Source organism: Paracoccus thiocyanatus (assembly GCF_900156255.1).
Lineage (GTDB): Bacteria > Pseudomonadota > Alphaproteobacteria > Rhodobacterales > Rhodobacteraceae > Paracoccus > Paracoccus thiocyanatus.
This window is the reverse complement of sequence record NZ_FTMK01000040.1, coordinates 1-17,365: the sequence shown is the minus strand read 5'-3', so window position 1 is coordinate 17,365 and position 17,365 is coordinate 1. Positions and strand designations below refer to the sequence as shown.

Genomic DNA, 17,365 nt, shown 5'->3' with positions numbered 1-17,365 from the left:
AAACCTGCCTAAGAGCCGTCCCGTAGTCACACAAAGGCGAAATCCGCCTCAGAGAAATCAATCGCTTAGCGGTTTTGCTGTCGAACTTCGGGGGCCCGGATGATCGCCTGGCGTTCGGCAAAGCCATGGGCTGCGAACATGGCGATCAGCGCGTCCATGCGCTGCTGGTCCGATCGCGCGATGACCGCCTGAAGCGCGGCATCGCCCCGCGCCCAGTCGCGCACCGCGAAGTCAAGCCGCGGATCGAACAGTTCGGGGTCCAGCCAGCAGATGAACAGGGCCAGGATGCGGTCCTGAAGCATGCCCGGCGCGGTCGCGGCCTGAATGATGCTGGCCGTGTTGGACTGCTGCCACACGTCCAGCACGGCCCCCAGCAATTCGTTGCGGTCGGCAAAGTGCCAGTAGAAGCTGCCGCGCGTCACCCCCAGCAGATCCGCAAGCCGGGTGATCCTGACCGCGTCGATGCCGTTCTCGATCAGCATTTCCAGGGCTTTCTCCAGCCAATCCGCGCGTGTCAGCCGGGGCTGGGCATGATCTCCCTCGGCTTCCTTGCTGACACGCTCTATCAGCTGGCGCTTTCTCATTGACTGCTCCATACAGGTCTGTATCTTAAAATACACCAATGTATGGTGTCGGACGATCCCTTTCTTCACCAGAACAGATGGCATGACCGGAGGGGAAGAGAAAGATGACGAATGCCGACAAGGCACCGGCGCGCCTGAACCGCTTTTCCGACCTGCGTTTCCAGCCGCGTTTCGCCTATCCCGCGATGGCCGAGGTCGTGGAAGTGGCCGGCCTGGCGGATCGCAGCGAACTGGCGGGCGGCTTTGCCCGGTTCCGGGATGCGGACATTCCCTGGCAGGTCAAATACGACGAACTGATCCTGGTCATCTCGGGGTCCTTCGCGGTCGAAACGCCGCAGGGCCGGCTGGAAGCCGGGCCCATGGACACGATCTGGCTGCCCGCCGGCACCGAGCTGCGCTATGTCTCGGCCGATGCGCTGGTGTTCTACAGCCTCCAGCCGGCAAGCTGGGCCACGGGGGCCGCGACATGACGCGGATCTCGCTGCTTCCCAAAGACGACCGCAGCAATGGCTGGTCCGCGCTTTTGCCGCCGCGCCAGCCCAGGCCGCCGCTGTCCAAAGACATCGCCGCCGATGTCGTGGTGATCGGCGCGGGCTATGCCGGGCTGGGTGCGGCGCGCCGTCTGGCCGAGCTGCGACCCCATGCGAAGATCGTGGTGTTCGACGCGCAGCAACTGGGCGAAGGCGCGTCGGGCCGCAATTCGGGCTTTGCCATCGACCTGCCGCATAATGTCGGCTCCTCGCTCGAAGAACTGGCCAAGGGCCGGGCCTATCTGCGCCTTGCCCGCGCGGGGATCGCCTCGCTGCGCGATTGCGTGCAGCGCCACGGCATCGACTGCGACTGGAGCGAGGACGGCAAATACCATACCGCCAGTTCCGAACGCGGCGCCGAGCAGGTCCTGCGGCCCACGGTCGAGGAATTGAAGCGGCTGGGCGAGCCTTACGAATGGCTGGATGCCGGGGAAACCGCCCGGCGCCTGGGCACGCGGCATTTCGCGGCCTCGGTCTATACGCCCGGCACGGTGCTTCTGAACCCGGCGGCGCTGAACCGGGGCTTGGGCGACACCCTGCCGGAAAACGTCACGCTTTACGAGAATTGCCCGGTGCTGGAGGCGGATTTCGGCCCGACGATCACGCTGAGGACCGCGCATGGCTCGGTCCGGGCGCCCAAGGCCATCCTGGCGGTGAACGGCCTGGCCATGCGCTTCGGCTTCTGGCGGGGCAGGCTGCTGAACTTTGCCGCCCATGCCAGCCTGACGCGCCGCCTGACGCCGGCCGAGCAGGCGGCCTTCGGCAATATCGCGCCCTGGGGCTCGACCCCGGCCAATGCCTTTGCCGGCATCACCATGCGCTATACCAACGATCGCCGCATCCTGATCCGCCAGAACATCCATTTCTGTCCCGGCCTGCGCCAGTCCGACGCACGCCGGCAAAAGATCCGGGCCGAGCACCAGCGCCTGTTCGACGCGCGCTTCCCGATGCTGCGCGGCGTCGCCATGGAGCATACCTGGACCGGCTATATCTGCCTGTCGCGCAACGGTGCGCCCGGCTTCGGGCAGGTCGCCCCGAACGTCTGGAGCGCGGTTTGCCAGAATGCCGTCGGCGTCGCCAAGGGCACGATCAGCGGCCGGCTGGCCGCGGCCATGGCGCTTGGCGAGGACGATCCGCTGATCTCGGACATGATCGGCCTTGGCATGCCGACGCCGGTGCCGCCGCGGCCTTTCCTGGACATCGGCGTCAGGGCGCGCTTTGCCTATGAGATTTTCAAGAACCGACACGAGGCCTGAAAACGGCCCGCTTCCTGGGGAGGGAAAGGAAATGGTCAGAAAAATGAATGGAATGACGGCCGCCTTGCTGCTTGCGGCGCTGGCCTGCGGCGCGACGGCCATGCCGGCAATGGCGGAAACGCTGAAGATGGCGACCGATTCCGGCGCGAAAGGCTCGGACGCGGGCAATGCCATCGAGGCCTGGGCCAAGGAAATCGAAACCGCCACCGACGGCGCGTTGACGGTCGAGATCTTCTACCAGAACGAACTCGGCGGCCAGCAGGAGGTCTTTGACCTGCTCATGGCCGGCGATGTCGATCTGATGCTGAACTGGCCGATGACCTCATACGACCAGCGCATCTCGCTGATCTATACGCCCTACATGTTCACCGACTGGGACGAGGCGCTGGCCGCCTATGGCAAGGATGGCTGGCTCAGCACGGCGCTGTCCGAGGTCTATGCCGATACCGGGCTGAAATACCTTGGCGCCTGGCCCGAGGGGTTCAACGGCGTCGGCACCAAGGGCGGCCACGCCACCACGGTCGAGGCCGCCAAGGCCTTCAAGGTGCGCGTCCCGCCGGTTTCGCCCTTTACCGAAACCATCGCGGCCATGGGCTATCAGACCGCGACCATCGACTGGGGCGAGCTTTACTCGGCCATCCAGACCGGGGTCGTCGACGGCGACAGCGCCAATGTGATCTTCTACGATTACGAATATTTCGGCGACGTGCTGACCGATTACGTCCACAGCCGGCAGCAGTTCCTGACCGGCATTCTGACCGCGAACCAGGAAACCTGGGACGGGCTTTCACCCGAACAGCAGCAGGCCGTTGCCGCGGGTGCGGAAAAGGTCATGCTGGCGCAGTTCGACGCCGCCAAGCGCGCCGATGACGGCTATGTCGAGGCATGGAAGAAGCTGGGCCATACCTATGTCGAGCCGAGCCCCGAGGAACTGGCCGCGCTGAGCAAGACCGTGCGAGAGGCGGTCTGGCCCAAGATGGAGGCGATGATCGGCGCCGAGCTTCTGGACCTCGTCCGCCAGAACGCCGCCGCCGAGTGATCCCCGTCGCCATCCTTGCATGGAGGTTTCCGTGGTCGCCGTCCTGACCCTTGCCGACCGGGCCTTTGCCTGGCTCTTGCAGGTCGTCATCCTGGCGACCAGCGCCATCGTCACCCTGTCGCTGGTGGCGCTGGTGATCTTTCGCGTCTTCTTCAGCCAGTCGCTGTTGGGCATGCACGAGGCGAGCCTGCTTGCCGCCATGTGGCTTTACATGGCGGGTGCCGTCATGGCCTCGCGGCGGTCCGAGCATCTGGTCGTGGATTTCCTGGCCACATCGCTGCGCGCGCCCCGCGCCCAGGCGATCCACGGCCTTGTCGTCGCGGTGCTGACCCTGGTCATCGCGGCGATCTTCGCGCTTTGGGTGTGGAGCATGCTGGCCTGGGGGATGAAGCGGCCGCAGATCATCCCGGTCCTGAACCTGCCGCTGTGGTATGCGCAGGCGCCGCTGGCGCTGGCCGCCGTATCCGCCGTCCTCTATGCCCTGCGCGACATCGCCCGCGCGGGTCTTCGGATCGCCCAACCCGGCAAGGAGGCCTGACATGGAGGCTTTGCTGGTTCTGGGACTGCTGCTGGTTCTGCTGGGCATCGGGCTGCCCGTCGCATGGTCTTTCGCCGGCGTCGTGGCCGCCTTGGCCTGGATCTATGATGCCAATCCCAACACGCTGATGTTGCAGGGCTTCCGGTCGCTGAACTCGGTGATCCTGCTGGCCCTGCCGCTGTTCATCCTGGCGGGATACCTGATGCAGTCGGGGGGCATCGCGAACCGCCTGGTCGGCTTTATCGAAATGGCGATCGGGCGGCGGCGGGGCGGGCTCGGCAATGCCATGGTGGGCGCCGCGGGCCTGTTCGGCGCCATCGCCGGGACGGCCACGGCGGCGGTGGCGGCCATCGGCACGCTGATGATCGACCCGATGGCCGAACGCGGCTATCCGCGCGGCTATTCGGCGGCGCTGCTGGGGATTTCCTCGCTTCTGGGCATCCTCATCCCGCCCTCGATCACCATGATCCTGTTCGCGGTGGCGACCCAGCAATCGGTGGCGGCCTGCTTTGCGGCCTCGATCGTGCCGGGGATCATGCTGATGGTCGGGCTGATGATCTTCAACCGCGCCCAGATCGGCCGCCGCATCCACGAGATCCGGGACGAGGGCCGGATGACGGGCGCCGAGAAATGGCGCATCACCCTGCGCACCATCCCCGCCTTTTCGCTGCCGGTCATCATCATCGGCGGCATCTATGGCGGCTTCTTCACGCCGACCGAGGCGGCGGCCTTTGCCGTTCTCGCCGCGGTCCTGATCGGCCTTTTCATCTATCGCGACATGAGCCTGGCGCGGCTGCGCGACAGCACGGTGGCGGCGGCCGAGACCACCGGCTCCATCGTGCTGATCCTGCTGTTTTCCTTTGTGATCGGCCGCATCCTGGTGGCCGAGCGCATCCCGCAGGACCTCACCGAACTGGTGGCGTCGCTGGTCAGCAATCCGATTGGCGTGATGATCCTGGTGAACATGTTCCTGATCATCGCCGGGGCGCTGATCGACGACGTGTCGGTCACGGTGGTGATCGCGCCGCTGTTGCTGCCGCTGATGGTCTCGGTCGAGGTGCACCCGGTGCATTTCGCCGCCATCGTCGCGACCTCGGTGGTGATCGGGTCGAACAGCCCGCCGATGGCGCCGGTGCTGTTCATGGCCTGCCGGATCGGACGTGCTCCGGTCCATCAGGCGGTCGGTCCGGCGCTGCGCATGATGGCCTTCGTCGCCTTGCCGGTGATGGTTCTGACGACCTTCATCCCCGCGCTTTCGCTGGCCCTGCCGCGCTGGCTGGGATTGCTTTAGGCAGGGCGGGCTGGCCCGCCGCGGGGTCAAGGCTGGAGGAGGGCGAGAGGCCCCTCACATCACCCCCTTCTTTCTCGCATGCGTTCCGCAACCGACAAGCTCCGGCTGCGTCGCATGGGTTCGCCTAAGTGCCGCGCCAGGACTGCGATGCACCGTCGTTCGTCGCCGTCCCTTGCCTCGTCACTCTGCCCCGGCGGACGCTGCCGCCTCGATGCGGGCGATGTCGATTTTCCGCATCGTCATCATCGCCTCCATCGCGCGCTTGGCCTTGGCGCGGTCGGGATCGGTCGTCAGCTCCATCAGCCGCCTGGGGGTGATCTGCCAGGAATGACCCCAGCGGTCCTTGCACCAGCCGCAATCGCTTTCCTGGCCGCCGTTTGCGACGATCGCGTTCCAGTAGCGATCGGTTTCTTCCTGATCCTCGGTCAGGACCATGAAGCTGACCGCCTCGTTCGGGGTAAAGGCCGGGCCGCCGTTAAGGCCGATGAACCTTCGGCCAAGGACGGTGAATTCCACGGTCAGCTCATCGCCCGCCCGGCCGCCGGGATAGTCGGCGGGTGCGGCGTTAACCCGGTCGACATGGCTGTCGGGAAAGGTGGCGGCATAGAATGCGGCGGCTTTTCCAGCTTCGCCATGGTCGAACCACAGGCAGGTCACAAGATCGGTCATCTCTGGTCTCCTTTGGTCTGGGGGTTTCGCGCCGGATCGAACAGCGATCCGCCGCCGCTATTGGTCGATTTCCGGCTGAACCAGGCTTGCAAGCTTGCGCAGGCTTTGCTGCCAGCCAAGATAACAGGCCTCGGCCGGGATCAGGTCCGGCACGCCGGCCTGCTCGACGGTCATCTCGGTGCCCACCGACACGGGTTTCAGCGTGACGGTGATCCGCATTTCGCCCGGCAGGTTCGCGTCGTCGAACCTGTCCGTGTAGACCAGCCGTTCGCCGGGAACGAGTTCGACATATTCGCCGCCGAAGGAATGGCTGTCCCCGGTGGTGAAATTCCGAAAGGACATCCTGTGCTTGCCGCCGACCTTGGCGTCCAGCTCATGGACGGTGCACAGAAAGCCGAAGGGCGGAAACCAGCTTGCAATGGCATCCGGCTCGGTAAAGGCGCGATAGACCTTTTCGGGCTTTGCCGCGATGACGCGGTGCAGGATGATGGTGCTGGGCATGACGATCTCCTTACGGGTTGGGGGTTGCGCCACCCGCGCCAAACAGCAGCGTCAGGTAGCGGCTCAGGTGGTCCAGGCTGTCGGCGGCGACCTGCGCCCCGCCCTTGGCCTTGGCAAGGATAAAGGCGCCTTGCAGGACCGCCTGGATGTGGAGGGCAAGCGTTTCGGGCGTCCAATCGGCTGACATGTCCCGGTCGCGCATCGCCGCCCCGATATCCGCCTCCAGCGTCCTGGCATGGGTGCTGATGCTGCGGTCGCAGGCATCGCGAATGGCCGGGGCCGTCTCATAGGTTTCCTGCACCATGGTGCCGACCAGACAGGTGAAATCGGGCACGCCGCCATGCAGCAAGGCCTTGCGGAAGGCGACATAGCCCAGCACGCGGTCCAGCGGATCGGCATGGTTGTGATAGGGCGCAGCGGCGAACAGGGCGCCGGTCATTTCGGACCAATGCCCGGCGGCGGCGACGCCCAATTCGTCCTTGTTCCTGAAATGATGGAAGAAGGCGCCCTTGGTGACACCGGCGGCGGCGCAAAGTTCATCGACCGTGGTGGCGCAATAGCCCTTGGCGCGGATCATCGACAAGGCGGCATCAAGCAATTTGGAGCGGGCATTGGGCTTTGCGATTCGCGCAGGCATGTCATTCCTCCTTGAATCAACAATACCAACTGGTCGGTATGTGATCAAGGGTGAGGTGAATGATGGCGCGGAGATGCCTTGGGGACCAGCCCGTCCCTTGACTAAGCCGGCCCGGCAGGCATGGCATAGGCATCCGCGATCAGTTCGGTCGAGCGGTGGATCGCCGAAGGCGTATGGCCCAGGTTCAGGATCATCATCTCATCCGCGCCCGTATGCTTCTGCCGCGCATTCAGTTGCTCGACCACCTGCGCGCCCGTGCCTTTCATCGTCTTGGCATCCCACATGCCGATGATCTGCCGTTCCTGCATGGTATAGGAATAGGTCTGGGCATTTTCGGGCGTCGGCACCACGAAGGACTTGCCCTGCGACATGCGCATCATGGCATGCGAATAGGCCCATGATTGCCGCTGCGCCTCGTGTTCGTCGTCAGCCGCCATCACGCCGGAACTGACGATGGCATAGGGCTTGTCAAGAAGGGCCGAGGGGCGGAATTTGCTGCGATATAGATCAAGCGCGAAGTCCAGATTCTGGTCCGCCAGATGCGCGGCGAAGGCGAAGGGAAAGCCCAGATGCGCGGCCAGTTGCGCCGAATAGCCAGACGAGCCCAGCAGCCAGACCGGCGGACGCTGGAACGCGCGCGCCACGCCGTTTTCGCGGTCCTGCCATGGTCCCGGCACGGCCTGCACGCGGTCGCCATAGGGGCTGCCGCCCGGAAAATCGGCGTCCAGAAAGGCCAGCAGTTCCATCAACTGGTTGGGGAAATCCTCGGCGCCGATCTGGCCGCGCCGCAGGGCGGCGGCGGTCGCCATGTCCGTGCCCGGCGCCCGGCCGATGCCCAGATCTATGCGCCCCGGCGCCATCGAGGACAGCAGCCCGAATTGTTCGGCCACCACCAGCGGCGGGAAATTGGGCAGCATCATGCCGCCCGCGCCAAGCCGGATCCGCTTCGTTTCGCCGACCAGCCGCGCCAGCAGCATCGGCGGCGAAGAGGTGGTGACACCCGGCGAGGAATGATGCTCGGCCACCCAATAGCGGGCGAAGCCGCGCCGGTCCACCAGCCGCGCCAGATCGACGCTGGCCGCCAGCGCATCGCGCGCGGTCAGCCCCTGTCCGGCCATGGCGAAATCCAGAATCGAAATGGGCACCGGGGCGTTGCCGACGCGCGTCGCGATGATTTCCGGGGTCATGTCGTCATCTCCATACATATCGGCGCAAACAGATGCGCCGTCCGCCGGGGCAACAGGCGCGCCCCGGCAGACGGATTGCGTTCACAAGGTCGGGCAGCCCGATTTACTGCGCCACGTAAGTGTCGGTATCCGTGATCGCCGCATAGGCAAAGCCAAGCGCCGACATCATGGCGGCATGGACGGATGCGGCCGGCACGGTGACGCCTTGATGTTCCAGATCGCGCGTCGCGCAGGCATCCTGGATGACGGTCGTCTTGTAGCCGAAATCGCTGGCGGCACGAGTGGTCGCGTCGATGCACATATGGCTCATCGCGCCGACGACCACGACCTCTTCGACCCCCTCGGCATCAAGGATGTCCTTCAACTCGGTCTTGAGGAAGGAATTGGGGTAGTTCTTGACCACGACCGTCTCGCCCTCGCGCGGGGCAACGACCGGGTTGATTTCGGTGCCTTCAGAATCGGGCGTGAAGAAGGGCGCATCCTGGCTGGGGAAGATATGCTGGACATGGATGACGCGGTCGCCCCTTTCGCGGGCGGCCTCGATCACGCGGGCGGCGTTTGCCGCGGCGTTGTCGATGCCGACGAGTTCATATTTTCCGCCAGGGAAATAGTCGTTCTGAAGATCGACGACGACGATGGCGCGCTTGCTCATGGCTTGTCCTTTCTGCTGTTCGCTTTGTGATGGGCATAAGATAGGCGCCGGGCCGATCCATGCGTATTGGCGATATCGACATAATCAGGGGTAATAATGACAAATGGCTGTTGCGCCACGGGTCGGGTTTCTGATCTTTGGGCGCGCAGGCCTGTGGCTGGCGGAATGCCCGCGCGGGCGGCACGATCTTTGTCCTGCGGCCCGTGATACGGCATCAAATGGCGAGGGACAGCGGGCATACTGCGCGGGGATAGTCTGGAAGCGGGGCAACATGGGTCAGAACGAAGCGGGCTTGGCAGCAGGTGATCACAACCCCCTGCCGCGTTTGCGCATCGATGCCTATGAAACCAGCGCCAAACCCTTGCGCATGGCGCAACGGCGGTTGTTGCACGAGTTGACGGTGGGGGTGCTGTGGCCGCATCGTCCCCGTGACCTTGACCTGTTCCTGTCGCTGGGGCAGGGCTACCTGGCGGTTGACGAGATCGGCCGCCCCGTCGGATCGGCGATGTATTTCCTGACCGGCGACGATTTCGCCATGCTGGGAATGATGGTCACGGTGCCGCGGTTGCAGGCGCGGGGGGCAGGCAAATGGCTGCTGCAACGGGTGATGGCCGATTGCGCGGGCCGCGACCTGCGGCTTAGCGCGACGCATTCGGGCTATCGCCTTTACGCGGCGGCAGGGTTCCGGCCGGTGGGCATCATCCGCCAGCAGCAGGGCATTGCGCGGGATATCGCACCCGTTCGCGCGCCCGGCATTCTGGTCCGCGATCTGCGGGCGGGCGACGAGGCGAGCCTTCGGTCGCTGGACGCGACCGCCTATGGCGCGACGCGGACGCGGGTGCTGGATGCGCTGCTGCGCTTGTCGACCGGCACGGTCGCGCTGCGCGACGGCGCCGTCTGCGGCTTTGCGCTACAGCGTGATTTCGGCAAGGGCACGATGATCGGTCCCGTCATCGCCGAGGGGGACGCCATGGCAAAAGCCCTGGTCGCGCCGCTGATCCGGGCGAATGCGGGCGGGTTCACGCGCCTGGATACGCCGGTGGACAGCGAGGGCTTCCTGTCCTTCCTGGCGGATGCCGGGCTGGTGCCCTTTGACACGGTTACGGAAATGTGCATCGGCCCCCACCGTCGTGCGACGGAAGGGGCTGTAACCTATGGCCTGGCGTCGCATTCGCTGGGCTAGCGCCACTATCGCACGCAATCAGGACAGCCGGTCTTTCAGCCCGAACCACAGCCCCACCAGCGGCAGGAACCAGGGCTTGCCGCTATGCGCGGGGATCGCGGGCCAGTCGAGGCCCTCCAGCGGGTTCGTGCCGCGCTGGCCCAGGGCAAGGTCTGCCAGGACCTGCCCGATCAGCGTGGACATCTGCGCGCCATGGCCGGAATAGCCCATGCCATAGATCATGCCGTCCGCCTCTCCGGCGCGGGGGAAACGGTCCTTGGTCATGTCCACCAGCCCGCCCCAGCAATAATCAATGGGAATATCCGCCAGATGCGGAAAGATCGAGGCCATGGACCGGCGCAGGACCGCCCCCGACTTCGCGTCCGAAGTCTGGTCCGACCGGGCCGAGAACCGGGCCCGCCCGCCAAAGATCAGCCGCCGGTCGGGCGACAGGCGGAAATAATTGCCGATGTTCATCGAGGTCACGCAGGTCCGGTCGCCGGGCAGGGTGGCCGCGACCTCGGCATCCGACAGGGGCCGCGTCGCGATGATGAACGACCCGACCGAGATGATGCGGCGCCGGAAATGGCGCAAGGGCGCCGTCGTGCCGTAAGCCCCGGTCGCCACGATCACCCGGTCCGCGGCCAGGCTGCCGCGCGGGGTCTGCACTTGCCAGCCATCGGCCAGCCTTGTGCGGCCGGTCATCGGCGCGCCTTCCCAGATCCGCGCGCCGTGGCGATGCGCCGCCGTGGCAAGCCCCTGGGCATAGCGGCCCATATGCATCATCGCGGATTTTTCATAAAGCATCGCGCCGTGGAAGCTGTCGGACCCGACCTCGGCCGGGATCTGGTCGCGGTCCAGCCAGCGGGTGCCGGGATCGACCTCGGCATGGATCAAGTCGAAATTCGCGCGCAGCCCCGCCACATGGCTGGGCTTGGATGCCAGCTTCAGCTTGCCAGACCGGCGGAAATCGCAGGCGATGCCTTCCTCGGCCACGATCGCTTCGATCATGTCGATGGACTGATCATAGGCGCGATAAAGGGCATGGGCGCGCTCTGCCCCCAGATGCGCCTTGGCATCGGCATAGCCATGCGCGATGCCGTTGTTCAGGTGCCCGCCATTGCGGCCCGACGCGCCCCAGCCGACCTGCTCGGCCTCCAGCAGCGCGACGCGCAGCCCGGCTTTCGCCAGGCTGCGGGCGGCGTTCAGCCCGGTGAAGCCGCCGCCGATCACGGCCACGTCGAAGCGTCCCTCGACCGGCCCGGCCTCGGCGCCCGCAAAGGCGGGGACGCCATCATGCCAATAGGACGCGTATTTCGTCACAGCCCCACCACCTCGGCCAGGCCCGAGATGTCCCTGACCTCGGTATAGCCGTAATAGGGGTTCGCCGGCTCATGGCCGCGGTTGACCCAGACCTTGTTGCGGATGCCCAGGTCATGTGCGGTCATCAGGTCATAGCGGAACGACGACGACACGTGCAGCACGTCCTGGGGTCCGCAGCCAAGCTGGTCGAACATGTATTCGAAGGCCCGCATCTGCGGCTTGTAGGCGCCGGCGCTTTCGGCGGTGAAGACATGATCGATGGGCGCGCCCAGCTTGGCGATGTTATGCGGGATCTGGTCGTTCATCGAATTGGTCAGCGCGACAAGCGGGATTTTCCCGGCAATGCGCCTAAGCCCCGCGGGCACGTCAAGGTTCGGTCCCCAGGTCGGTACGCGGGCATAGATATCCGCGGCCACCGCGGGATCGAAGGCGATGCCGTTGCGCTTGCAGGTGCGTTCCAGCGCATTGTGGACGACCTCGGCATAGGGTTTCCAGGCGCCCAGCACCTCGTCCAGGCGATAGGCCGCGAAATTGGCGATGAATTTCTCCATCTGCGGACCGCTGAGCTGCGCGCCGTAATGGTCGCGCGCGGCGCCCGCCATGTCGAAGAAGATCATCGTGCCATGGCAATCGAAGGTAATGAATTTCGGGCGCAGCGCCATCGGGTCCTCCTGTTGGTCCGTTTGAGCCATCATTGGCCCGCTTTTGCGACAGCGCGTGCGGCAGTCGGGCGCCGGACGGCAGGACATTGCGAAATTGCGGCAATGGACGGCAGGCCGTGCCGCCCATGCCCCGACAACGGTGCCCGAGCCTGCGCGGATCGGGCCAGGCTGGCGGCGCAACTGAAAGGAACCCTATGACCCTGCTGACCCCCATCGACACCGCCCCCGGCTTCGCCCCGCGCCAGGACGCGGCCGCCCCCGAGAAGCTGATCGAGGGCGCCCCCGCCTTCAAGACCTGGGCCCTGGACGAGGTTCCCTTGGGCAATTGGTCGAAGATCCGCACCGGCATCTGGGAAGCGACGCCCGGCACCACCCGTTCCGTCAAGGGCGAGGCGCTGGAATTCTGCCATATCCTGTCCGGGGTGGTCGATCTGACCGAGGAAGGCGGCGAGACGCGCCGCTTTGCCGCAGGCGACAGCTTCCTGATGAAGCCCGGCTTCAACGGCACCTGGAAAACCATCGAAACCGTGCGCAAGATCTATGTCTTCGCCGACTGATCTGCTGGACCGGCTGGTCGGGTTTCCCAGCGTCGTGGGCGGCCCGAACGGCGACATCGTCGGCTTCGTGGCGGACTATCTGCGCCGGCACGGGATCAGGCCGGCGCTGGTCCCCGGACCCGAGGGCGACCGCTGGAACCTGTTTGCCAGCATCGGCGATGCCGCGCGTCCCGGCTATGTCCTGTCGGGCCATCTCGACGTGGTTCCGGCGGCAGAGCCGGATTGGCAGGCCGATCCCTTTGTCCTGCGCCGCCAGGGCGACCGGCTGATCGGGCGCGGGGCCTGCGACATGAAGGGCTTTGTCGCCGCCGCCCTGGCGATGGTGCCCGAACTGGCCGCGATGCCGCTGTCCGCGCCGGTCCATATCGCGCTTTCCTATGACGAAGAGGCGGGCTGCCGGGGCGTGCCGCATCTGCTGGCGGCCCTGCCCGGACTTTGCGCGCCGCCGCTGGGGGCGATCATCGGCGAGCCATCCGGCCTGGTGCCGGTGCTGGCGCACAAGGGCAAGGCGGCGCTGCGGCTGGTGGCGACGGGGGTGACGGGGCACAGTTCGCGCCCCGACCTGGGCGCGAACGCGATCCACGCGCTGCTGCCGGCGCTGACCGCCGCCGCGGCGCAGGCCGTGGCGCTGCAATCCGGGCCGCAGGACCCGCGCTTCGCGCCGCCCTGGTCCAGCCTTCAGATCGGCACCGTCGCGGGCGGGCAGGCGGTCAACATCATCCCCGACCGGGCCGAGGCGCAGATCGAGGCCCGCGCGATCCACGGCGTCGATCCCAGGGCGATCCTGAAGCCGGTGGTCGCGGCGGCAGGCGGGCTGGCCGTGGACTGGCTGTCCTCCTATCCGGCGCTTGCCCTTGATGGCGATCACCCGCTGGCGCGGCTGCTGGCCGAACTGACCGGCACCACCCCGCTGGGCGCCGTCAGCTATGGCACCGAGGCCGGGCTTTACCAGCAGGCCGGGATCCCCGCGATCATCTGCGGCCCCGGCGACATCGCCCGCGCGCACCGCCCCGAGGAATACCTGACCCAGGCCGAATTGCAGGACGCCTGCGCCCTGATCCGTCGGCTGGGCCGGCGGCTTTGCCCGTGACAGCATTTTCTGCGGCGGCCGTTCCGTGATCCGCAGGACATGCCGCCCGCCCTTGCCAGATCGGCAATCCTGCGAGTGTGCCCGTGGCAGGATGGTGCCAACAAGGACAAATCGCATGACCACGACCACCACCCCCGCACTTACTGCCTTTACCCCCGCCCATCTGCCGCAGGCGCTGCGCCTGTCGCAGCAGGCCGGCTGGCCCCACCGGCCCCAGGACTGGGCCCTGACCCTGTCGGTATCCCATGGCGTCGTGGCGCTGGACGAAGGCCGCGTGGTCGGCACCGCGCTGTGTTCGCCCTTCGGCCCGGTCGCCGCGCTGAACATGATCATCGTCGATGCGGCGATGCGCGGACGTGGCCTGGGCCGCGCGTTGATGGAGGCGATCATCGCCCTGGCCGGCGACCGCGAAATGCGCCTGATTGCCACCACGGACGGGCTGCCGCTTTACGAAAAGCTTGGCTTCCGGGCCAGCGGCCAGATTGTCCAGCATCAGGGCCTTGCCGTCGCCACCGCGCCGGAACTGCCCGTCGCCACCGGCAGTCCCGCCGATATCGACCGCCTTGCCGATGCCGACCGCGCCGCCAGCGGCATGGACCGCACATCGCTGTTGCGCGACATCGCCGCCGGTGGCGAGGTCCTGATCTGCAACGCAGGCTTCGCCATGCTGCGCGATTTCGGGCGCGGCCGCGTCGTCGGGCCGGTCGTCGCCCCCGATGCCGCCACCGCCCGCGCATTGCTGGCCGAGGCCGCCCGCCGCTGCGAGGGCAGCTTCCTGCGTGTCGATCTGCGCGCGGAACAGGGCCTTGGCGGCTTCGCGGCGGCGACGCTGGGCCTTGCCCATGCCGGCGGCGGCACCGCCATGACCCGCAACCCGCGCACCCCCGCACCCACCACCCAGGCCCTGATCTCGCAAGCCCTGGGCTGAACCCGGAGACCCCCATGCTGAGCAATTCCTTGGCCGAGCTTGACCGCCGGCACCTGATCCACCCGGTTTCGTCCTTTCGCGGCCATGAGCAGCGCGGCGTGCGCATCCTGACCGGCGGGCAGGGCGCGACCGTCACCGACAGCGAGGGCCGCAGCCTGATCGACGGTTTCGCCGGCCTGTGGTGCGTGAACGCCGGCTATGGCCACGAAAGCATCGTCGAGGCCGCCGCTGAGCAGATGCGCAAGCTGCCCTATGCCACCGGCTATTTCGACCTCGGGGCCGAGGCGCCGATTCGCTTCGCCGCCGCCCTGGCCGAACGCGCGCCCGGCGATCTGAACCACGTCTATTTCACGCTGGGCGGATCGGATGCGGTGGACAGCACGATCCGCTTCATCCGCTATTACTGGCATGCCAAGGGCCAGCCGGGGCGCGACCAGTTCATCTCGGTCGCCAATGGCTATCACGGGTCCACGACCATGGGCGCGGGGCTGACGGCGCTGCCGGGTTTCCACGACGGGTTCGGGGTGCCCTATGACTGGCAGCACAAGATTTCGTCGCATTACCTGTATCGCAACCCGCTGGGCAGCGATCCGCAGGCGGTGACCGACGCCTCGGTCGCGGAACTGCGGGCAAAGATCGAAGCCATCGGCCCGGACCGCGTCGCCGCCTTCTATGTCGAGCCGATCCAGGGCTCGGGCGGCGTGCTGGTGCCGCCCCAGGGCTGGATCAAGGCGATGCGCGATCTTTGCGCCGAATACGGGGTGCTCTTCGTCGCCGACGAGGTGATCACCGGCTTTGGCCGCACCGGCCCGCTCTTCGCCTGTCAGGACGAGGGGATCGTGCCCGACCTGATGACCACGGCCAAGGGCCTGACCTCGGGCTATGTGCCGATGGGCGCGGTCCTTATGCGCGACCATGTCTACGAGACCATCGCCGACGGCGCGGGGGCCAAGGCCGTGGGTCACGGCTTCACCTATTCCGCGCATCCGGTCAGCGCCGCCGTGGCGCTGGAGGTGCTGGCGCTTTACGAAGGCGGGTTGCTGGAAAACGGTCGCCGTGCGGGCGCGCGGTTGCAGGCGGGGCTGGAAAGCCTGCGCGATCATCCCCTGGTCGGCGACGTCCGGGGCAGGGGGATGCTGGCGGCGGTCGAGCTGGTCGTGGACAAGGATGCCAAGACCCCCCTGCCGCCCGAGGTCCAGCCCGCCACGCGGCTGTTCGACCGGGCTTGGGAACAGGGGTTGATCGTGCGATCCTTTGCGCAGGGCATCTTCGGCTATGCGCCGCCCTTTTGCTGCACGGACGAACAGATCGACCAGATCGTCGCCCGCACCCGCAAGGTGCTGGACCTGACGCTGGAAGACCCGGAAATCCGCGCGGTCCTGCGCTGATGGCGCTGCTGCTGCATTCCACCCCCGAACGCGGCGCCGTCTGGGGCCGCATCTTCGCCGAGGCGGGCGAGGGCTTCATCGCTGACGCCGCGGGCGTGACCGACGCCTCGCAGGTCACGCATCTGGCCTGCTGGACGCCGCCCGCCGATCTGTCGCGCTATCCGAACCTGCACACGGTGATCTGCGTCGGCGCGGGGACCGACCATTTCCCGGCCTTGCCGGACGGCGTGGCGCTGTCGCGCACCATCGCGCCGGGGATCGAGGCCATGGTGCGCGACTGGGTGGTGATGGCCACGCTGGCGCTGCACCGGGACCTGCCGTTCTATCTGGATCATGCCGCGCGCGGTGAATGGCAGCCCCGCCCGGCGCGGCTGGCGCGCACGCGGCGGGTTGGGATCATGGGCATGGGCCGGATCGGGCGTCTGGCCGCCGAAAGCCTGCAAGCGCTGGGCTTTGCCGTTTCGGGATACAGCCGCTTTGGCAGGCCGGTCGAAGGGGTCCAGGTCTTTGGCGCGCAGCGGCTGGACGCCTTTCTGGCCGGGGCCGATATCCTGGTTTGCCTGCTGCCGCTGACGGACGAAACCCGCGGCCTGATGGGCAGCGGCTTCTTCGACCGGCTGCCGCAGGGCGCGGGGCTGGTCCATGCCGGGCGCGGCGCGCAGCTGGACATGGCGGCGCTGCGCCGGGCGCTGGATGGCGGGCGGCTGTCGGCCGCCATGCTGGACGTGACCGAGCCCGAGCCCTTGCCCGCCGATCACTGGGCCTGGCGCGATCCGCGCGTGCTGATCACCCCGCATATCGCCGCCCATACCGATGCCGAGGAAGGCGCGCGCCATGCCCTGGCCGTCATCCGTGCCGAGCGCGACGGACAGCCGGTGCCCGGTCTGGTGGACCGCAGCCGGGGATACTAGGGTCTGTTGAGTATCAGGATTCCCCTGTCAGCTGATTTCTGATTCAAGCTTTCCAAACGGGAGGTTTGGATGCCAGTTGAACGCTACATCGTCACGGATTGCCAGTGGGCGAAGATTGAGCCGCATTGCTTGGGCAAGAAGACCGATCCCGGCCGAACGGGCGGTGATGCACGCCTTTTTCTCGAGGCGGTTTTCTGGATCGCTCGGACTGGGGCGCAATGGCGCGATCTTCCGGAGGAGTTCGGGAAATGGAACTCGGTCTACCGCCGTTTCCGGGATTGGGGTGCCGCGGGAGTATTTGAGCGTATCTTCAAAGCATTGTCCGATGATCCCGACATGAAAATGGCGATGATCGACGGAACAATCGTAAAGGTTCACCGCCACGGACAGGGCTCAAAAGGGGGACTCAAAGTCAAGCGATAGGCAAGTCGAGGGGCGGCTGGACGACCAAGATCCTGGC

General features: G+C 66.6%; 19 protein-coding genes and 1 pseudogene. 12 read left to right on the top strand and 8 right to left on the bottom strand.

What is annotated here, in order from left to right; all coding sequences use genetic code 11:
- Positions 1 to 65: 65 nt before the first annotated feature.
- Positions 66 to 584 carry a TetR/AcrR family transcriptional regulator gene (locus tag F3H32_RS16970; protein WP_149766850.1) on the bottom strand — a complete coding sequence of 173 codons (519 nt, stop codon included), beginning with the start codon at positions 582 to 584 and terminating at the stop codon, positions 66 to 68.
- Positions 585 to 688: 104 nt separating this feature from the next.
- On the opposite strand from F3H32_RS16970, the gene F3H32_RS16965 reads away from it, so the two are divergent.
- From F3H32_RS16965 to F3H32_RS16945, 5 genes are read left to right on the top strand one after another with little or no spacing between them, the layout of a single operon-like run.
- Positions 689 to 1,054: a cupin domain-containing protein gene (locus F3H32_RS16965; RefSeq protein ID WP_149766849.1), complete on the top strand. Its 366-nt coding sequence runs from the start codon at positions 689 to 691 to the stop codon at positions 1,052 to 1,054.
- Positions 1,051 to 2,370: an NAD(P)/FAD-dependent oxidoreductase gene (locus tag F3H32_RS16960; RefSeq protein ID WP_149766848.1), complete on the top strand. Its 1,320-nt coding sequence runs from the start codon at positions 1,051 to 1,053 to the stop codon at positions 2,368 to 2,370. Before F3H32_RS16965 ends, F3H32_RS16960 begins: the two co-directional genes overlap by 4 nt.
- A gap of 52 nt (positions 2,371 to 2,422) precedes the next feature.
- Positions 2,423 to 3,409: a TRAP transporter substrate-binding protein DctP gene (gene dctP / locus F3H32_RS16955; protein ID WP_223191519.1), complete on the top strand. Its 987-nt coding sequence runs from the start codon at positions 2,423 to 2,425 to the stop codon at positions 3,407 to 3,409.
- A 19-nt stretch (positions 3,410 to 3,428) separates the two neighbouring features.
- Entirely contained in the window at positions 3,429 to 3,947 is a 519-nt protein-coding gene (locus F3H32_RS16950; protein ID WP_149766846.1) for a TRAP transporter small permease, read from the top strand.
- A gap of 1 nt (position 3,948) precedes the next feature.
- On the top strand, positions 3,949 to 5,238 hold the full coding sequence (locus F3H32_RS16945; RefSeq protein ID WP_149766845.1) for a TRAP transporter large permease: 1,290 nt from the start codon (positions 3,949 to 3,951) through the stop codon (positions 5,236 to 5,238).
- 180 nt (positions 5,239 to 5,418) lie between these two features.
- Here F3H32_RS16945 and F3H32_RS16940 read toward each other — a convergent pair whose 3' ends face one another.
- From F3H32_RS16940 to F3H32_RS16920, 5 genes are all read right to left on the bottom strand, one after another.
- A complete protein-coding gene (locus F3H32_RS16940; protein ID WP_149766844.1) occupies positions 5,419 to 5,907 on the bottom strand; it encodes a VOC family protein in 489 nt (162 codons plus the stop codon).
- Positions 5,908 to 5,964: 57 nt separating this feature from the next.
- Positions 5,965 to 6,408 (bottom strand): SRPBCC family protein, encoded by a 444-nt coding sequence (locus F3H32_RS16935; protein WP_149766843.1) that lies wholly within the window; start codon positions 6,406 to 6,408, stop codon positions 5,965 to 5,967.
- 10 nt (positions 6,409 to 6,418) lie between these two features.
- Complete coding sequence (locus F3H32_RS16930; protein ID WP_149766842.1) at positions 6,419 to 7,045, bottom strand: TetR/AcrR family transcriptional regulator; 627 nt, start codon at positions 7,043 to 7,045, stop codon at positions 6,419 to 6,421.
- Positions 7,046 to 7,146: 101 nt separating this feature from the next.
- A complete protein-coding gene (locus F3H32_RS16925; protein WP_149766841.1) occupies positions 7,147 to 8,232 on the bottom strand; it encodes an LLM class flavin-dependent oxidoreductase in 1,086 nt (361 codons plus the stop codon).
- 103 nt (positions 8,233 to 8,335) lie between these two features.
- Positions 8,336 to 8,884: a cysteine hydrolase family protein gene (locus F3H32_RS16920; protein ID WP_149766840.1), complete on the bottom strand. Its 549-nt coding sequence runs from the start codon at positions 8,882 to 8,884 to the stop codon at positions 8,336 to 8,338.
- A 271-nt stretch (positions 8,885 to 9,155) separates the two neighbouring features.
- On the opposite strand from F3H32_RS16920, the gene F3H32_RS16915 reads away from it, so the two are divergent.
- Complete coding sequence (locus F3H32_RS16915; protein ID WP_188128706.1) at positions 9,156 to 10,067, top strand: GNAT family N-acetyltransferase; 912 nt, start codon at positions 9,156 to 9,158, stop codon at positions 10,065 to 10,067.
- Positions 10,068 to 10,085: 18 nt separating this feature from the next.
- Here the strand turns inward: F3H32_RS16915 and F3H32_RS16910 are convergent, their stop codons facing one another.
- Both F3H32_RS16910 and F3H32_RS16905 read right to left on the bottom strand, forming a co-directional pair.
- Positions 10,086 to 11,369, bottom strand: a complete 1,284-nt coding sequence (locus F3H32_RS16910) for an NAD(P)/FAD-dependent oxidoreductase (RefSeq protein ID WP_149766838.1) — start codon at positions 11,367 to 11,369, stop codon at positions 10,086 to 10,088.
- Positions 11,366 to 12,031 carry a haloacid dehalogenase type II gene (locus F3H32_RS16905; RefSeq protein ID WP_149766837.1) on the bottom strand — a complete coding sequence of 222 codons (666 nt, stop codon included), beginning with the start codon at positions 12,029 to 12,031 and terminating at the stop codon, positions 11,366 to 11,368. The genes F3H32_RS16910 and F3H32_RS16905 overlap by 4 nt, the downstream gene beginning before the upstream one ends.
- Positions 12,032 to 12,225: 194 nt before the next feature.
- Between F3H32_RS16905 and F3H32_RS16900 the strand changes: the two genes are divergently transcribed.
- From F3H32_RS16900 to F3H32_RS16875, 6 genes and pseudogenes are all read left to right on the top strand, one after another.
- Entirely contained in the window at positions 12,226 to 12,588 is a 363-nt protein-coding gene (locus tag F3H32_RS16900) for a cupin domain-containing protein (protein ID WP_149766836.1), read from the top strand.
- Positions 12,572 to 13,678, top strand: a complete 1,107-nt coding sequence (argE, locus tag F3H32_RS16895) for an acetylornithine deacetylase (protein WP_149766835.1) — start codon at positions 12,572 to 12,574, stop codon at positions 13,676 to 13,678. The genes F3H32_RS16900 and argE overlap by 17 nt, the downstream gene beginning before the upstream one ends.
- Positions 13,679 to 13,793: 115 nt before the next feature.
- Positions 13,794 to 14,606 carry a GNAT family N-acetyltransferase gene (locus tag F3H32_RS16890; RefSeq protein ID WP_149766834.1) on the top strand — a complete coding sequence of 271 codons (813 nt, stop codon included), beginning with the start codon at positions 13,794 to 13,796 and terminating at the stop codon, positions 14,604 to 14,606.
- Between the two features lie 14 nt (positions 14,607 to 14,620).
- On the top strand, positions 14,621 to 15,994 hold the full coding sequence (locus tag F3H32_RS16885) for an aspartate aminotransferase family protein (RefSeq protein ID WP_149766833.1): 1,374 nt from the start codon (positions 14,621 to 14,623) through the stop codon (positions 15,992 to 15,994).
- Complete coding sequence (locus F3H32_RS16880) at positions 15,994 to 16,905, top strand: 2-hydroxyacid dehydrogenase (protein WP_149766832.1); 912 nt, start codon at positions 15,994 to 15,996, stop codon at positions 16,903 to 16,905. Before F3H32_RS16885 ends, F3H32_RS16880 begins: the two co-directional genes overlap by 1 nt.
- Before the next feature lie 69 nt (positions 16,906 to 16,974).
- A pseudogene (locus F3H32_RS16875) lies at positions 16,975 to 17,365 on the top strand (IS5 family transposase); the annotation flags it as partial.

Coding starts and splice junctions, on each gene's coding strand:
- F3H32_RS16970 (WP_149766850.1), bottom strand. CDS start 584: ATGAGAAAGCGCCAGCTGATAGAGCGTGTCAGCAAGGAAGCCGAGGGA.
- F3H32_RS16965 (WP_149766849.1), top strand. CDS start 689: ATGACGAATGCCGACAAGGCACCGGCGCGCCTGAACCGCTTTTCCGAC.
- F3H32_RS16960 (WP_149766848.1), top strand. CDS start 1,051: ATGACGCGGATCTCGCTGCTTCCCAAAGACGACCGCAGCAATGGCTGG.
- dctP (WP_223191519.1), top strand. CDS start 2,423: ATGACGGCCGCCTTGCTGCTTGCGGCGCTGGCCTGCGGCGCGACGGCC.
- F3H32_RS16950 (WP_149766846.1), top strand. CDS start 3,429: ATGGAGGTTTCCGTGGTCGCCGTCCTGACCCTTGCCGACCGGGCCTTT.
- F3H32_RS16945 (WP_149766845.1), top strand. CDS start 3,949: ATGGAGGCTTTGCTGGTTCTGGGACTGCTGCTGGTTCTGCTGGGCATC.
- F3H32_RS16940 (WP_149766844.1), bottom strand. CDS start 5,907: ATGACCGATCTTGTGACCTGCCTGTGGTTCGACCATGGCGAAGCTGGA.
- F3H32_RS16935 (WP_149766843.1), bottom strand. CDS start 6,408: ATGCCCAGCACCATCATCCTGCACCGCGTCATCGCGGCAAAGCCCGAA.
- F3H32_RS16930 (WP_149766842.1), bottom strand. CDS start 7,045: ATGCCTGCGCGAATCGCAAAGCCCAATGCCCGCTCCAAATTGCTTGAT.
- F3H32_RS16925 (WP_149766841.1), bottom strand. CDS start 8,232: ATGACCCCGGAAATCATCGCGACGCGCGTCGGCAACGCCCCGGTGCCC.
- F3H32_RS16920 (WP_149766840.1), bottom strand. CDS start 8,884: ATGAGCAAGCGCGCCATCGTCGTCGTCGATCTTCAGAACGACTATTTC.
- F3H32_RS16915 (WP_188128706.1), top strand. CDS start 9,156: ATGGGTCAGAACGAAGCGGGCTTGGCAGCAGGTGATCACAACCCCCTG.
- F3H32_RS16905 (WP_149766837.1), bottom strand. CDS start 12,031: ATGGCGCTGCGCCCGAAATTCATTACCTTCGATTGCCATGGCACGATG.
- F3H32_RS16900 (WP_149766836.1), top strand. CDS start 12,226: ATGACCCTGCTGACCCCCATCGACACCGCCCCCGGCTTCGCCCCGCGC.
- argE (WP_149766835.1), top strand. CDS start 12,572: ATGTCTTCGCCGACTGATCTGCTGGACCGGCTGGTCGGGTTTCCCAGC.
- F3H32_RS16890 (WP_149766834.1), top strand. CDS start 13,794: ATGACCACGACCACCACCCCCGCACTTACTGCCTTTACCCCCGCCCAT.
- F3H32_RS16885 (WP_149766833.1), top strand. CDS start 14,621: ATGCTGAGCAATTCCTTGGCCGAGCTTGACCGCCGGCACCTGATCCAC.
- F3H32_RS16880 (WP_149766832.1), top strand. CDS start 15,994: ATGGCGCTGCTGCTGCATTCCACCCCCGAACGCGGCGCCGTCTGGGGC.